The organism is Flagellimonas sp. 2504JD1-5, from assembly GCF_053618295.1.
This window is the reverse complement of the sequence record NZ_JBSIOU010000001.1, coordinates 440,356-454,875: the sequence shown is the minus strand read 5'-3', so window position 1 is coordinate 454,875 and position 14,520 is coordinate 440,356. Positions and strand designations below refer to the sequence as shown.

Genomic DNA, 14,520 nt, shown 5'->3' with positions numbered 1-14,520 from the left:
TTGATTGGAATACTACAATGTACATAGAAAATTATACCAGAACCAAAAAAACGAAGTACTTTAAACTTTACATTAATTTGTCATATTGCACTTCCTTTGTAATTATCATTGCAAAAAAAACTACATGCGGACATTAGTTATCGGGGATATGCATTCAGGCATAAGGGCATTTGAACAACTTTTGGTAAAGGCAAGGGTTGAACCCGGGGACCATCTTATATTTTTGGGAGATTATGTAGATGGGTGGAGCACAGCTGTGGAAACTGTAGATTTTTTAATTGAATTGGATAAGACCCACAACTGTACCTTTATCCGAGGGAATCATGATGAACTTTGCAGGCATTGGTTGTTGACAAAAGAGGAAAATCCGCAGTGGCTTGCACACGGTGGGACTGCAACGCGAGACTCCTACCTGAATGCCCAAAGGAAAAATTGGGATTCGCATCTTGAATTCTATGCCGGGTTACAGAATTATTTTTTGGATAAGGACAATCGACTCTACTTGCATGCTGGATATACCAATTTAAAAGGAGTTGAATATGAATATTTTGACCAGCTGTTCTATTGGGATCGTACACTGTGGGAATTGGCAAGGGCCTTAGACCCATTGTTGGAACCCGAAGACCCTAATTTTCCAAAAAGGTTGACACATTACAAAGAGATATTTATCGGTCATACACCAATTTCTAAGAAAACAATTTCGGTTCCCAAAAAAGGGGCCAATGTTTGGAATATTGATACGGGAGCGGCCTTTAAAGGCCAACTAACCCTAATGGATGTTGAAACGAAGGAATATTGGCAAAGTGACCCAGTCCATATTTTTTATCCAGGGGAAAACGGGCGTAATTAGAATTTTCCTGATTTGTGCTTGATTTGCCATTTAGCCAGCTCTTCCCATTGCCCTTTATAGGCCATTTTGGCCTGCATGGGCCATGAAGCAGGATCATGGATGCGGTATCTTTTTCCTCCAGAAGTTAAAACCTCTTGGCACTTCACAGTTGAAGTCTCTGAAAGATCTTTCCAAGTTTTGATGCCATAACCATGGAATAACCCCTGAATTTTAGGACCAATTCCTTCTACAAGAGTGAGATCGTCTTCTTTTATTTTTTTACCGAATGCAGCTCTTGCTGCTTCGGCATTGAACCCATCTTTAATTGCTTTTACAGTTGCCTCAATTTTTGACGGGGCAACTAATTGGGATTGCTGCTTTTGACAAGCTTCCAACTGCATTTTAAGGTCTTCACACTCTTGTTGCAGTGCCTCTATTTCTTCACTTGAAGAATTTTGCCCCTTTCCCCAATAAGAACCAATAATTCCGCCCATTAATCCAACTAAGATCACAAGGGCCCAATACCAAATATTTATATGCTCAAAATCCATTTTTATAGCGTTAGTGTTAGTTGTCTGCCCCTACAAATTATTAAAAAAATGCTAAAAAAAAGAGTTTAACCTCAAGAATGTGAGCCTATTAAGAATAAACCCAATGGCCCCACGGATTGCACCTTAACTAATGATGCACAAAAAGCAACCAATCATACAATTTTTATGACCAGTGATACCAAGACCTGTTTGAAATAGGGATATTATGTGGAAATTTGATAAATATATTAGGTAAGGAACCCTATTTCTCCCGACGAAGTTCCGGCATTGAAGTAGGGTTTAATTTTTATTTAAGTTTGAGTTAGTTAAGTTGGTTTTATAAAACCGCCTATTTTCAAGTTCGTCGAAAGTAGGCGGCTTTTTCTTTTATAGGTCAAACTTAATTCCCTGGGCCAACGGAAGTTCTGTTGTGTAGTTTATGGTATTGGTTTGCCTTCTCATGTAAATTTTCCAGGCATCCGAACCACTTTCACGTCCGCCACCGGTTTCTTTTTCACCACCAAAAGCTCCACCAATTTCAGCTCCTGATGTACCAATATTCACATTGGCGATACCACAGTCGCTTCCTGAAGCTGATAAAAAGCGTTCTGCTTCCCTAAGATTGTTTGTCATTATCGCTGAAGAAAGACCTTGAACCACTCCGTTTTGTTGCGCAAGGGCATTTTCTACATCTCCTGAATATTTCAACAGATATAAAATGGGAGCGAAAGTCTCTTCTTGAACAATTTCAAAAGAATTTTCGGCCTCAACAATGGCGGGCTTTACATAGCAACCGCTTTCATAGCCGTCACCAGATAATACTCCTCCTTCAACCAAAATCTTACCACCTTCTTTTTTGGCTTCTCCCAATGCTTTTGTATACATGTTTACTGCATCGGTATCGATAAGCGGACCGACATGATTATTCTCGTCAAGAGGGTTACCAATTCGTAGCTGCTTGTAAGCATCGGTAATAGCGGTCTTCACCTGATTATAGATAGATTCATGGATAATAAGTCTTCGGGTAGAAGTGCAACGTTGGCCGGCTGTGCCTACCGCACCGAAAACCGCACCAATGACGGTCATCTTTATATCGGCATCAGGAGTAACAATGATGGCGTTATTTCCACCAAGTTCCAAAAGGGATTTTCCCAATCTTGCCGCAACAGCTTGTGCAACTATTTTTCCCATACGAATGGAACCAGTGGCCGAAACCAAGGGAACTCTGCGGTCATTGGTCATATATTCCCCTACCTTATAATCCCCGTTGATAAGACAAGAAATGCCTTCAGAAAGGTTATTTTGTTTTAGAATATCAGCAATTATATTTTGGCAAGCCACCCCGCACATTGGAGTTTTTTCGGAAGGCTTCCAAACACAAACATCACCACATATCCATGCAAGTGCAGTATTCCACGCCCAAACGGCAACTGGGAAGTTAAAGGCGGAAATAATACCAACAATGCCAAGAGGATGGTATTGCTCGTACATTCTATGTCCGGGTCTTTCAGAGTGCATGGTCAAGCCATGCAATTGCCGTGAAAGACCAACTGCGAAATCGCAGATGTCAATCATTTCTTGTACTTCGCCCAAACCTTCTTGATAGGATTTTCCCATTTCGTAAGAAACTAATTTTCCCAAAGGTTCTTTTAGTTCGCGAAGTTTGTCGCCAAATTGGCGCACTATTTCTCCCCTTTGGGGAGCGGGAACCAAACGCCATTCTGCAAAAGCTGCGGTGGCGGCATCCATCACTTTTTCATAATCTTCTTTGGTCGTGGTTTTTACTTTACCGATAAGGGCACCATCCACTGGAGAATAAGACGCAATGATATCACCTGAACCAAAGTTTTCCGAACCTGTTGAGGTTCCGTTATTTATTTCTGTTAGCCCAAGTTGTTTTAGGGCTTCGGCTATTCCAAAAGCCGCTGCAATTTTTGACATTTATAACTTTTTAATTGTGAATTGTTATATTTTTCAAAACTACGAATAATACGAGAGAGCGAAACTAAGATTTTTAAAGGAAATGGGATAATAGCAAGAGCACAATTCCTATCAATGCAGGAAGCGCCTGTACGGTGAATATTTTTTTGGAAGCGGTCAACGCTCCATATATTCCAGCAATGGCAACGCATCCTAAAAAGAATAAGGCCACATAAAGCTGCCATTCTTGATTTTGGATCAATAAAGACCAGATTAATCCAGCTGCTAAAAAACCATTGTACAACCCTTGATTGGCTGCTAAGGTTTTGGTCGGTTCGAATAGATCTTCGGGAAAAGAGCGAAATACTTTCTTGGCCTTGGTGGTCCAGGCAAACATTTCCAACCATAAAAAATAAAGGTGCAAGATTGCAACCAATACAATAAAGAATTTTGCAGTTATTAGTATCATTGGTTTTTTGCTATAAAACGTTTATCCACGGGCATAACGGTGCCACAATTGTTACAGGTACGGAGTTCTTCCGAACCATAAAAATGTTCAAAATGACCTAAAAAGTCCTTTTCAATATCATGAAGTGTGAAATAGGCTTCATATAATTTATGATTGCAGTTGTCGCAGAACCAAAGCAAACCATCGTCAACATTCATCTCGGCCCGTTTTCTTTCCACTACCAAACCGATGGAACCTTCATGCCGAACCGGAGAATGTGGGACCTTGGCAGGATGCAAGTACATATCGCCCGGCCCTAATTTCATGGTTTTTTTTTGGCGATCTTCTTGAATATGAACTTCTATGTTTCCTTCAAGTTGGTAAAAAAGCTCTTCGGTCTCATTGTAGTGATAATCCTTGCGAGCGTTTGGTCCGGCTACGATCATCACAATATAATCCCCGGCATCTTTATAAAGATTTCTGTTTCCGACCGGAGGTTTTAAACTATCCCGGTTTTCTTCTATCCACTTATTAAGATTAAAAGGGGGTTGAATGGGCATTTTTTAAATGATTTTGTGAAAGGTATAAAAAACCTTTTTTGCCACATAGCCTTTAACAAAAAAGACCTGCAAGTTACAGATCTTTTTAGCACTAATATTAAAACTAAATTATTGAACGTTCGATGTTACCTTCATGAATATTTGCGTAAAATAAGGCCTTCCCTCTTTATCCAATTGTACACTTAAAGTGGTATGTGTAAATGATTTTTCCAAGGTCTCTTTATGCGAAGCGCTTTTAAGCCACCCGTCTACAACCAGCTCTGCAGATGAATAGAACCTTGCTACATTCTCTGCAACCTCAACAGCGTCTATTTCAGAAGCAATGCTTGAAGCTCGGGCATCAAAATTATCATGACTCAATTTATTTTTGGAAATCATATAAGCATTGTGGTCTTGCGCATATTTATAAGATGAAGGACTTGAAACCAATGCAGAAGCTCCGATTGATGAACGATGCTCGTTCACCATATCCAACACTTGCTGTTCCAGTTCCGAAGCATCAATAACCAATTTGGACCCGGTCAAATCAATTTCTTCCTCCAAAGGGGTCGATTTACTACAGGCATATAACATCATTAACGATGCTACGGCTACAAAAGTGTAACGTATTTTTTTCATTTTCGGGGGTGGTTGTCGGGGAGTGTTCTAAGTTCCCCTGTGTTCTCGCTGCCTAAGCTATTGGGAGCAGGGGGTTAAGCCATAAAATTTCCATGGGAGGTTCAATTAATCCGTTGAGTTGCACTAAACTCCATTAAAGTACCAAAAAGTACGACGTAGCTAATTCCATTCATCGGGAAAAACGTACCGTTTAAATAGTGCCAAAAAAGTATTTTACTACCGCTAAAGCGTTGATATGTAAGGTTATTCTTCGGTTGAATCTGGGGTTTTATTTTCTTCCTTTAAAACAAGGTCAAAAACAAATGCCCCTATTTCCTTAACGGGCTCATAGAAGATGGATTCCTTCTTGGTTTCCTCGTTTACAAAGTTAAAAGAATCGGTAAGGCGCTCAAAAAAGATGAGCAATGCTCCTATTATGATGGCAACTTTTAAAGTTCCGAAAACCCCACCCGCAAGTTTGTTTAAAAAACCAAGCATGGCAAAATCTGCAATTTTTGTCAAAAACTTTCCTGCAAAGTGAACCAATAGTACAATAGCAAAAAAAGTTATCAAAAAAGCGGTGATGTTGATATAGGTTTCGCTCCAATCAAAGCGTTCGGCAAGATAATTTCCAATAATATATGAGAAATGAATGGCCCCGTACAGGCCGCCAACCAAGGCAATTAAGGAAGCAATTTCAACAAAAAGCCCATTTTTTAGTCCCTTGTACAGCCCCCATACCAAAAGCACACCAATTACAATATCCAAAAACTCCATACCCCTGTTTTAAACAAATATAGGATATTGATTTGTACCTTTGGAACTCGTAAAAACATTCATGTCCAGAGACGATATACTTAAAGAAAGATGGGAACTTTTGGTGGAGAAATTATCCGTTCAATTTGCGGATGGGGATACTTTGGATTTGGATGGAATCATCTATTTGGTGGGGGTGCAAGAATTGGGAAAACTTCATAAAAGCTTTAAAAAAGATGAAAAGGTCAATCTAATGCACATTGCTATTTGTAGGTTATTGGAACCCTACGGGTATTATGATTTTGATTTTTTTGATGAGGACGGTTGGCCGCATTATAAGATAAAGGAGCAATTACCTCCGTTAAAGGCTGGTGAACAAGCAATTTTGATGAAGGAAGCACTGGTTCACTATTTTTTGGAGAAACAATACATTAACTAGATGGAGCTAAAGAAACCTTATTATGCGGTAATTTTCACCAATACTCGAACCCAAGGTGACAACGGATATGGCCAAATGGCCGATGACATGGAGAAATTAGCCCGCCAGCAACCTGGGTTTATCGATTTTGAGAGTGCGCGTGACGGCCTTGGCATTGCCATAAGTTATTGGGAAGATCTGCAGTCCATTGCCAATTGGAAAGCTAATATGGACCACCAAGTTGCACAAAAAAGAGGGATTAAGGACTGGTATTCATGGTACAAGGTTCGAATTTGTTTGGTGGAAAAAGAGTATGAGTTCACCAAGAAGAATTAATGCAAACTTAATTTCACCTGTTTACCCAGAAACGGGCTTTTGCTTATCTTTTCCTCTTGTTCAATACTACAGCTATGAAAGAGAACGTGAGATTTTCCAATCTAGATAGAAAAGAAACCATTAGAAACCTTTCAAAAGAAGCGTTTGATTTAGTGGTCATTGGAGGTGGAATCACCGGAGGTGGGATTGCTTTGGATGCGGCTTCGCGAGGTTTGAAAGTGGCCTTATTGGAAAAGGGAGATTTTGCTTCGGGAACCAGTAGTAAATCAACCAAATTGATTCACGGAGGACTGCGATACTTGAAGCAGTTCGATTTTTGGTTGGTAAAAGAAGTAGGTTCTGAAAGGGCCATTGTGCACAAATTGGCCCCACATTTGGTGTTGCCTGAAAAAATGTTGCTTCCACTTATTGAAGGAGGATCCTACGGCAAATGGTTGACTTCCATTGGTTTAAAAGTTTATGACATTCTTGCCCAAGTAACCGGGGATGACAAACGTCAAATGTTGGAGAAAAAAGAAGCGTTAAAACTTGAGCCACTTTTACCTAAAAAGATATTGAACGGAGCGGGATATTATGCCGAATATCGCACGGATGATGCACGACTAACCATAGAAAATATTAAAACCAGTCTTCAGTTTGGGGCAAAGGCATTGAACTATGCCAAGGTTGTTGATTTTGTCTACAAGGATGAAAAAGTGTGCGGTGTCAAGGTAAAGGATGAGGTTTCCGGAGATGAGATTCTTATAAAATCCAAGTATGTGATAAATGCTGCCGGACCTTGGGTAGATGAGCTTCGAAGTGTAAACAAATCCAAAAAAGGGAAACGCTTACATCTGACCAAGGGTGTACATTTGGTATTTCCGAAGGAAAAACTTCCCGTAAAACAATCTGTCTATTTCGACATTCCTGATGGAAGAATGATGTTCGCCATTCCAAGGGGCAAGGTGACCTATGTGGGTACTACCGATACCAATTACAATTCCGATAAGGATGATATCCAAGTTGATTTGGCCGATGCCATTTATTTGATTTCTGCGGTGAACAATATGTTTCCTTCCATCAATCTAGAAATGGATGATATTGTTTCCTCTTGGGCTGGATTACGTCCCTTGATTCATGAAGAAGGAAAATCAGCATCCGAACTCTCACGCAAGGATGAAATTTTTACATCTGATTCGGGATTGGTGAGCATAGCCGGAGGAAAACTAACGGGCTATAGAAAAATGGCAGAACGAGTGGTGAATCGAATCGCAACAAAAATGGACGAAGACCATGGCATTGAAGTTGAACCTTGTGTGACGGATAAAATTCGACTGTGCGGAAGTGATTTTAAAAAACACAAGCATGTAAAAAGGTATATTTCCCAGGTGTTCGACTTAATCAAGGAAGATGGATTTACAGAGTATGATGCATGGTATTTGGTCACCACATACGGTAAGCAGACCGATACTATTTTGGAAATTTACAACTCGCTGGAGCAAGAAAACGTACATGAGCGGATGATATGCGCAGAAACGCAGTTTACCATTGCTCATGAAATGGCCATCAATCCGATGGATTTCTTTATCCGTCGCACGGGAAGATTATATTTCGATATTGACAGTGTTCGGGATTATATGGATCCCGTGCTGCAAGAATTTAAAAAAGTATGCGCCTATAACGAGAAGGAAATCCAATCCTTCAAGGAAAACCTCCTGTCCGCATTGGATTCCCACTCCCATTTTTCATTGGATAGAAATTAAGATTTTAAACCGGCCATTTGTTGAGCCCATTCAATAATAAGGTTGATGGTTCCCTCATCCCATTTTCCGGGCTTTCCCTCAAAAGAGTTTTTTGGACTTTCATGAATGGTATTCCAATGATCTAAACCGGGGTATTCATACAAAAGATGGTCTTTGTGACCACTTCGTTCCAAAACATCAATGATCATTTTATTGTCGAACGAAGACATGATCCAATCGTTGGTCCCACGCAAAATCCTTACCGGAACTTTTACTTTTTCCCACTGTCCTGCTAAATCAAAGTCTTGTAATTGCTGGTAATAGGCCACTGGGCGACCGTACATATGTGCTGCTGAGTGGTAGTTGTACTCAGCAAGGGCTGGATAGGCATCAACTACATCTTGATACGTCTTTTTTTCAATAAGCATTCCATAATATAATGGGATATAATAGTTGTTCATTTTTTTCACAATTTCGGATTCAGTATTACCTCTGAACTGTAGTAAGCGGCGTTCAATTTCGAGCATATGCTCATACCAGGTTTTAAAAAAAGTGCCATCTGAAATAACTCCCGCCAAATCAAATTCATTGGCAAAAAGAGGTGCAAGAGCACTGCCCATGCTTGAACCGTAAACAATGATTCTGGAAGTGTCCACGTACGGTTTTGTCTTCAGTTTTTTAATTGCAGTTCGGAAGCCTTCGATATCCGTTTTAAAATCGGACTGGCTACAATCGCCTTCACTGTCGCCCACACCAGGTTTTTCTATACGCATAACAACCATGCTCGATTTTTCAACCAAATCCTTTATGGTTTGCACCCAATTTCCCCTTCTGCCCGGATAGGTTTCAATGCTAGAACAACTTAAACCCCCAATTAGAATAATTGCTGGTTGTTTTCCTGGTTTTTTTGGCTTGGTGATGATGATGCGCTGCGTAATCCCGTAGGGACTGGTGATTTCTTCATAAAAAGTGTCCAATCCGGGATGATTTTCCCTTTCCAAAGGATTAAATGTGACTGTGGCCTCCACCACTTCAGCATTTCGCACGGCTTTGATTTTGGCAGGTTTGTTCGCCCTAAGACCATAGGAAACCTCACTCCAAACTTCTCCATTGGAAATTGGAATTCCGTCCACTTCGATAATAACATCATTGGCCAAAAAACCGGCTTTTCCAAGTGGAGAATTAGTTTTTACATCCACTATTTTGGAACCTGGAAGGCCTCCTTCCGGCCCTTTTATTTTGGCTTCCCATGAGCTTCTTCTTCCTAAAATTTGGGAACTGACCGTCAAAGTTGAGAATAAGGTGAAAACACATAGTATAAATAATCCGTTTTTTGATTTCATGCTTATGATTTAAGTTTTCCTTAAAATTAGATTGCCTATTTTTAGATGAGGGACAATTTATACGAAGACAACTGTTTTTTATGTCAACAGACTCCGCACAATGATTTGAAATTTAGAGAACGTGAAATCGACCAATAATTTTTATCTATTTAATTCCCGAGTAGCCACCCATGCCATTTTTTGGACGTTGTATTATGTACTTTTTGGATTGATTTGGGTTGGCAAGGAAGGTTATTTGGCGTCTTTTTATTTGGAATTTATTTTGCTGCCCATTCGCATTTTAGCGGTCTACTTTACCATCTATTTTTTGCTGCCCCGCTTTTTATTGAAGCGAAAATTCAAGCAGTTTTTTGCAGGATATGCAGTTACCCTGCTTTTGGGAGGTATACTACAACGTGTTTTTATCCATCTATTTTATGAAGAATTGTTGTTGAACGATTCAAGTTCTGGATTGTTCAGCATAATGATGCTGGTCAGGGCCATTGTTTTGATAAACACCACGGTTTTGTTGGTGCTGGGCGCAAAACTGTTCCAATTATGGGCTATTGAGCATGAAAAGAACGAAGGTTTGGAGACTGAAATTTTGGAAATTCGCTCTAACCGAAAAACTCATCGCGTACCCTTTGAGAATATTCTTTTTGTGGAGGGTCTTGGAAATTACGTAACCTATCATTTAGCCGACAAATCAAAGATTACCAGTTATGGGAGTATAAAATCGGCATTGCAAGTGTTGCCCGATAATTTCAGAAGAGTGCATAAATCTTACATTGTGAACAAGGTTCATATAAAATCGTATGATGCCATGACCATAGATATTCAAGATAATTCCATTCCTCGAGGAAAGAGTATTAGCGACGAGGTCTTGTTGAATTAAGGTTAATCTAATTTTTCAGTCAATTTTTTAAAGACCTTTTTTGGATTCTTATCCTGATAAAGAATTTGGTAGACCGCATTTATAATGGGTGTTTTGGATTTTCTCTTCAATTTTTCCATAAGCAAATGGGCACTTTTGGTAGCATAATACCCTTCGGCCACCATATTCATTTCCATCATGGCGCTTTTTACGGTATATCCACGGCCGATCATATTTCCGAACATACGGTTTCGGCTAAAAGTGGAATAACCCGTAACCAATAAATCTCCCAAATAAGCAGAATTGTTGATGTTGCGCTTCATTTTGTACACCTTTCCAATAAAACGTTTCATTTCGCGAATGGCGTTGCTCATCAAAACACTTTGGAAATTATCACCATATCTAAGACCATGCGCAATTCCCGCAGCAATCGCATAGATGTTTTTAAGCATGGCGGCATATTCAGTTCCAATAATATCATCGGAAATCTTCGTGCGGATGTAATGGCTTTGCAATTTGCTGGCAACCATTTCGGCTTTTGCGGCATCAGCACATGCTATGGTTAGGTATGACAGACGTTCCAATGCAACTTCTTCGGCATGGCATGGCCCCGTAATAACACCAATATTTTTAAACGGAATATTATAGACATCATGGAAATGTTCCCCAACAATTAATCCACTTTCAGGGACAATACCCTTGATGGCTGAAAAAATTATTTTGTCTTCTAGAGAAACAGTAAGCTTTTCAAGTTCTCCATGTAAAAATGCTGAGGGAATGGCAAAAATCAGGATGTCGGAATTCTCAACAACCTCGTTAACGTGGTTACTCAATTCCAGCTTAGAAATATCAAATTCCGCAGCACTGATATAGTTTGGATTATGTCCCTCTTTTTTTAAGTGTTCAATTGCATACAAGCTGCGCATATACCATGAAACACTTTCTAGGTTTTCGGAGAGCATTTTTACAATCGCAGTTCCCCAGCTGCCTCCGCCCAATACACCAAATCGAGGTTTGTCAATCATTGATAAAATTTATGGCGTAAAACTAAACAATCTAATTTTTAATATGCAAGTAGCTGATTAATAGAACATTATGTTTTTTGGCACAATGCTTGGTTTTAACTAGATGAATCAAAAAACTTAAATTATGAGATTTGGAAAACTACTTTTTGGAATATTATTTCTAGGATTATTGGTCAGCTCTTGCTACACGGAAGTTGTATTGGAAGATGACTTTATCGAAGCATCACCCGTTAACACGGCCTTGGCCTTAGAGTCATACGATTTATGGTATATCGATATCAATGCAACTAAAGGGAATGGTGAAGTGCCGTATCTACAAAGAGCTTTTACCATTTCATTTGACCGAGGAATTATTTATGCCAACAACAATATGGTCGGAATAGGGAAAACCGGCAATGGATTGGGAATTGATGTAGGATCTTACGCAACCCTAAATGGAGTGGTCGAAATAGATCATGACGTGGATGGACTTTGGCTGTTGGATGTTTATGCGTTGAACAATAACACTTTGGAATTGTTTGATTCCCGTTCCAACACCTCTTATGTGCTACGTGGGTATCACAAAAACAATTTTGATTATGACATGGTCTTTTACGACAACATACACTACTTTTTGCAGGAGTACGAAGCTTGGGAAAAAACCTATACCAGTGAAGTTGGCGCAGTTAATGATTTTGATGAGGAAAACCATCTTCAGTTTTTCTCTGACGAAAGTTTTAGGTCATCGGTGGACGCGATAGGCACATCACTTTCTAATTTGGTTTGGGATTACGAAGGTAATTTTGAAGTATTTGATGTGGCCAACGATGCATCGCTCAAAACTTTAACACTGGATTACGACTTTTTGGGCAATGATTATTTTGAGCTTTACGTTATTAATGATAGTACCATTGAATTGTACCATGTAGCCAGTGAAACCGTTTATGAGTTCAAGGGAAGGGGATACATTCAATATTTAAAAACAGGAAAAACAACGGGGAAAAAACGTTCAAAAGTTAAAAATTCCATAATGAACGTGTCCAGACAAAGAAAAATGTAAGGATAAAATAAGGTCCTCGACTACGTATATAAGTTTTTTGGTTGGTTATTTAGTTAAGAATCGCTTCAAGTACCTCAACTTGGGGCGGTTCTTTTTTTATAGAAGAATTTGAACAGAATAGATACCGGCTATTTGCTAAGCATACCTTCCTTTTTTTAAATGCTCCAAATACTGTTTTTTAAAGTCTGAAGGATTTTCACCACTAATCTTTTTAAAGGTTCTGTTGAAATATGAAAGGCTTTCAAATCCGCAGGCATAACAAGTTTCACCAACATTTTTTCCCATGAGCAAAAGTCTCTTGGCTTGACTGATGCGATATTGATTCAAAAAGTTGGTAAAGGTGTTACCGGTAGTTTTTTTGAAATACCGACAAAAAGCCTCTTTTCCCAAACTACACAGTTCGGAAACTTCGTCAATCGCAATTTTTCGTTGGTAATTTTGATCTACAAACTCATGAATAGTTCTAAGCCTATCCTGTTCTTTTTTTCTAAATCGATTCACAAACGGACGATCATGCAACAAAAAGTACTCATTACTATTTGCCAACTCCTTAAGTATTTGAATAGATTCCATAAACAAATCGAAAGGAGAAAGTCCATACAGTTTTTTTAATCGCTCGCCAACCTGCTTTTTAGTTTCCCTTGTGAACACAATGCCATGTCTTGATCGGTCAAAAAGACTCAAAATGGATTCAAGTTCAGGGATATTGCCCAGCACATTTTCTTTAAAAGCTGGCTTTATGTGTAAAACTTCTTTGATGTAATCGGTTTGCACTCCATAATCAAAATTTAAGTGCGGAATATTTGAGCCAATAAATACCAAATCGCTTTTCTCATAATTGGAAATATTGTCGCCAACATGCCGGGTTGCACTGGCACCTTCAATGTACACCAGTTCATATTCAGGATGAAAATGCCAATAAAAAAGATGGTTCAGCCTCGGAAGATGCAAAAGCCGGAATGGGCTCTTGGTATTTGGCGCTATGGTCTCTAATTGAATCTTCAATTTTCACTTTAATGCTTCATAAAATACCTAAAATGATATAAAATATCAAAATAATTCAAATATTGATCAATATAAAGGTTGAGGTGATTTTATTTGAGTACTAGTTTTACCTTATTGAAATTAGAAACAACACAATCAGTCATGGAGAAAGAAGATAAACTTGAAATGGCCAATAAGGCGCATGAGGAGATTCCGGGGAATCCATCCACAGCGACCAGTAGCAAGATACAATTGAATGATAGATCCAATGGAAAACCGCTACGCGTATTGTCTGATGAGGATTGGGAATTTTGGATGCATAATGGATATATTATTATAAAGAATGCTGTTCCTCTTGATCAAGCAAAAGATACAGCCAAGTTTCTGTGGGAATTTGAAGAAAAAGACCCTTCTGATCTTGAAACCTGGTATGCTCCACCACGGGCGGAAATGAAAATGAAAGAACTTGCTGGCACTGGAATGGTTGAGGTGTACAATCATCAACATTTATGGAACAACCGACAGGAACAACGCGTTTATGATGCCTTTGTCGATATCTGGGGAACGGAGAAATTATGGGTGACCATTGATCGGGCAAATCTCAACTTTCCAAATCGACCTGGTTTTGAGCAAAAGGGATTTATTCATTGGGATTATGATCCAGAAACTCGTCCACAAAACGTACAAGGGGTGTTGGCACTTGCCGACCAAACCGATGAAAATATGGGTGGATTTCAATGCATTCCTTGGCTCTATCGCAATTACGATACCTGGAAATTGTCACAGCCCGAGGACCGAGACCGATTTCAACCCAACACCAAAGGTCTGGAAGATAAAATTGTCAAAGTAAAAATGAATGCAGGGGATTTATTGATTTTCAACAGTACGGAGCCCCATGGAATCCGACCCAATAAATCAAAAGATAAAGTACGCATCGCCCAGTATATTTCCATGATGCCGGCTGAGGAAGACAATGTTCAACTAAAAGACTGGCGTATCAATTCCTGGAAGAACAGAATTGCACCAGAAGGTTATGCTTTCCCCGGCGACCCAAGAAACTGGGAACGAGACAAATACGAAACTGCAAAATTAAGCCCACTGGGAGAGAAGTTATTGGGGCTAAAGCCCTGGTAATCTTGCCAAATCCTTAAAAATCAGTAA

The 14,520-nt window shown here is 39.4% G+C and carries 16 protein-coding genes; 7 read left to right on the top strand and 9 right to left on the bottom strand.

Features of this window, described 5'->3' with window-relative positions; translation table 11 throughout:
• The first annotated feature begins 124 nt into the window (after positions 1–124).
• Positions 125–850 (top strand): metallophosphoesterase, encoded by a 726-nt coding sequence (locus tag ACULLG_RS02035; protein ID WP_452125100.1) that lies wholly within the window; start codon positions 125–127, stop codon positions 848–850.
• Here the strand turns inward: ACULLG_RS02035 and ACULLG_RS02030 are convergent.
• The 6 genes from ACULLG_RS02030 to ACULLG_RS02005 all read right to left on the bottom strand — a co-directional run bounded on the left by ACULLG_RS02030 (position 847) and on the right by ACULLG_RS02005 (position 5,661).
• Positions 847–1,380, bottom strand: coding sequence for a hypothetical protein (locus ACULLG_RS02030; RefSeq protein WP_452125099.1), 534 nt, complete (start codon positions 1,378–1,380; stop codon positions 847–849). The two genes, ACULLG_RS02035 and ACULLG_RS02030, sit on opposite strands and share 4 nt — an antisense overlap.
• Before the next feature lie 366 nt (positions 1,381–1,746).
• On the bottom strand, positions 1,747–3,300 hold the full coding sequence (gene amaB, locus ACULLG_RS02025; protein WP_452125098.1) for an L-piperidine-6-carboxylate dehydrogenase: 1,554 nt from the start codon (positions 3,298–3,300) through the stop codon (positions 1,747–1,749).
• A 73-nt stretch (positions 3,301–3,373) separates the two neighbouring features.
• On the bottom strand, positions 3,374–3,748 hold the full coding sequence (locus tag ACULLG_RS02020) for a DUF1304 domain-containing protein (RefSeq protein ID WP_452125097.1): 375 nt from the start codon (positions 3,746–3,748) through the stop codon (positions 3,374–3,376).
• Positions 3,745–4,287 (bottom strand): 3-hydroxyanthranilate 3,4-dioxygenase, encoded by a 543-nt coding sequence (locus ACULLG_RS02015; protein ID WP_452125096.1) that lies wholly within the window; start codon positions 4,285–4,287, stop codon positions 3,745–3,747. The genes ACULLG_RS02020 and ACULLG_RS02015 overlap by 4 nt, the downstream gene beginning before the upstream one ends.
• Positions 4,288–4,395: 108 nt before the next feature.
• Positions 4,396–4,905 (bottom strand): CAP domain-containing protein, encoded by a 510-nt coding sequence (locus tag ACULLG_RS02010; RefSeq protein ID WP_452125095.1) that lies wholly within the window; start codon positions 4,903–4,905, stop codon positions 4,396–4,398.
• Between the two features lie 243 nt (positions 4,906–5,148).
• Positions 5,149–5,661 carry a CvpA family protein gene (locus tag ACULLG_RS02005; RefSeq protein WP_452125094.1) on the bottom strand — a complete coding sequence of 171 codons (513 nt, stop codon included), beginning with the start codon at positions 5,659–5,661 and terminating at the stop codon, positions 5,149–5,151.
• A gap of 61 nt (positions 5,662–5,722) precedes the next feature.
• On the opposite strand from ACULLG_RS02005, the gene ACULLG_RS02000 reads away from it, so the two are divergent.
• From ACULLG_RS02000 to ACULLG_RS01990, 3 genes are all read left to right on the top strand, one after another.
• Positions 5,723–6,079: a hypothetical protein gene (locus ACULLG_RS02000; RefSeq protein ID WP_452125093.1), complete on the top strand. Its 357-nt coding sequence runs from the start codon at positions 5,723–5,725 to the stop codon at positions 6,077–6,079.
• Positions 6,080–6,394 (top strand): antibiotic biosynthesis monooxygenase family protein, encoded by a 315-nt coding sequence (locus ACULLG_RS01995; RefSeq protein ID WP_452125092.1) that lies wholly within the window; start codon positions 6,080–6,082, stop codon positions 6,392–6,394.
• 74 nt (positions 6,395–6,468) lie between these two features.
• Positions 6,469–8,136: a glycerol-3-phosphate dehydrogenase/oxidase gene (locus tag ACULLG_RS01990; RefSeq protein WP_452125091.1), complete on the top strand. Its 1,668-nt coding sequence runs from the start codon at positions 6,469–6,471 to the stop codon at positions 8,134–8,136.
• On the opposite strand, the gene ACULLG_RS01985 is transcribed toward ACULLG_RS01990, so the two are convergent.
• On the bottom strand, positions 8,133–9,458 hold the full coding sequence (locus ACULLG_RS01985; protein ID WP_452125090.1) for a PDZ domain-containing protein: 1,326 nt from the start codon (positions 9,456–9,458) through the stop codon (positions 8,133–8,135). The genes ACULLG_RS01990 and ACULLG_RS01985 overlap by 4 nt on opposite strands.
• Before the next feature lie 121 nt (positions 9,459–9,579).
• On the opposite strand from ACULLG_RS01985, the gene ACULLG_RS01980 reads away from it, so the two are divergent.
• The gene (locus ACULLG_RS01980; protein WP_452125089.1) at positions 9,580–10,332 is read left to right on the top strand and encodes a LytR/AlgR family response regulator transcription factor; all 753 of its coding nucleotides are present in this window, start codon (positions 9,580–9,582) and stop codon (positions 10,330–10,332) included.
• Between the two features lie 2 nt (positions 10,333–10,334).
• On the opposite strand, the gene ACULLG_RS01975 is transcribed toward ACULLG_RS01980, so the two are convergent.
• Positions 10,335–11,336, bottom strand: coding sequence for an NAD(P)H-dependent glycerol-3-phosphate dehydrogenase (locus ACULLG_RS01975; protein ID WP_452125088.1), 1,002 nt, complete (start codon positions 11,334–11,336; stop codon positions 10,335–10,337).
• A 124-nt stretch (positions 11,337–11,460) separates the two neighbouring features.
• Here ACULLG_RS01975 and ACULLG_RS01970 point away from each other — a divergent pair, with 124 nt between their 5' ends.
• Complete coding sequence (locus ACULLG_RS01970; protein ID WP_452125087.1) at positions 11,461–12,375, top strand: nicotinic acid mononucleotide adenyltransferase; 915 nt, start codon at positions 11,461–11,463, stop codon at positions 12,373–12,375.
• 135 nt (positions 12,376–12,510) lie between these two features.
• Here the strand turns inward: ACULLG_RS01970 and ACULLG_RS01965 are convergent, their stop codons facing one another.
• Entirely contained in the window at positions 12,511–13,380 is an 870-nt protein-coding gene (locus tag ACULLG_RS01965) for an AraC family transcriptional regulator (protein ID WP_452125086.1), read from the bottom strand.
• A 141-nt stretch (positions 13,381–13,521) separates the two neighbouring features.
• Here ACULLG_RS01965 and ACULLG_RS01960 point away from each other — a divergent pair, with 141 nt between their 5' ends.
• Positions 13,522–14,493, top strand: coding sequence for a phytanoyl-CoA dioxygenase family protein (locus tag ACULLG_RS01960; RefSeq protein WP_452125085.1), 972 nt, complete (start codon positions 13,522–13,524; stop codon positions 14,491–14,493).
• Positions 14,494–14,520: the final 27 nt, after the last annotated feature.

Bases quoted from the DNA above. Each gene is read 5' to 3' on its own strand.
- ACULLG_RS02035 (WP_452125100.1), top strand. From the start codon at position 125: ATGCGGACATTAGTTATCGGGGATATGCATTCAGGCATAAGGGCATTT.
- ACULLG_RS02030 (WP_452125099.1), bottom strand. From the start codon at position 1,380: ATGGATTTTGAGCATATAAATATTTGGTATTGGGCCCTTGTGATCTTA.
- amaB (WP_452125098.1), bottom strand. From the start codon at position 3,300: ATGTCAAAAATTGCAGCGGCTTTTGGAATAGCCGAAGCCCTAAAACAA.
- ACULLG_RS02020 (WP_452125097.1), bottom strand. From the start codon at position 3,748: ATGATACTAATAACTGCAAAATTCTTTATTGTATTGGTTGCAATCTTG.
- ACULLG_RS02015 (WP_452125096.1), bottom strand. From the start codon at position 4,287: ATGCCCATTCAACCCCCTTTTAATCTTAATAAGTGGATAGAAGAAAAC.
- ACULLG_RS02010 (WP_452125095.1), bottom strand. From the start codon at position 4,905: ATGAAAAAAATACGTTACACTTTTGTAGCCGTAGCATCGTTAATGATG.
- ACULLG_RS02005 (WP_452125094.1), bottom strand. From the start codon at position 5,661: ATGGAGTTTTTGGATATTGTAATTGGTGTGCTTTTGGTATGGGGGCTG.
- ACULLG_RS02000 (WP_452125093.1), top strand. From the start codon at position 5,723: ATGTCCAGAGACGATATACTTAAAGAAAGATGGGAACTTTTGGTGGAG.
- ACULLG_RS01995 (WP_452125092.1), top strand. From the start codon at position 6,080: ATGGAGCTAAAGAAACCTTATTATGCGGTAATTTTCACCAATACTCGA.
- ACULLG_RS01990 (WP_452125091.1), top strand. From the start codon at position 6,469: ATGAAAGAGAACGTGAGATTTTCCAATCTAGATAGAAAAGAAACCATT.
- ACULLG_RS01985 (WP_452125090.1), bottom strand. From the start codon at position 9,458: ATGAAATCAAAAAACGGATTATTTATACTATGTGTTTTCACCTTATTC.
- ACULLG_RS01975 (WP_452125088.1), bottom strand. From the start codon at position 11,336: ATGATTGACAAACCTCGATTTGGTGTATTGGGCGGAGGCAGCTGGGGA.
- ACULLG_RS01970 (WP_452125087.1), top strand. From the start codon at position 11,461: ATGAGATTTGGAAAACTACTTTTTGGAATATTATTTCTAGGATTATTG.
- ACULLG_RS01960 (WP_452125085.1), top strand. From the start codon at position 13,522: ATGGAGAAAGAAGATAAACTTGAAATGGCCAATAAGGCGCATGAGGAG.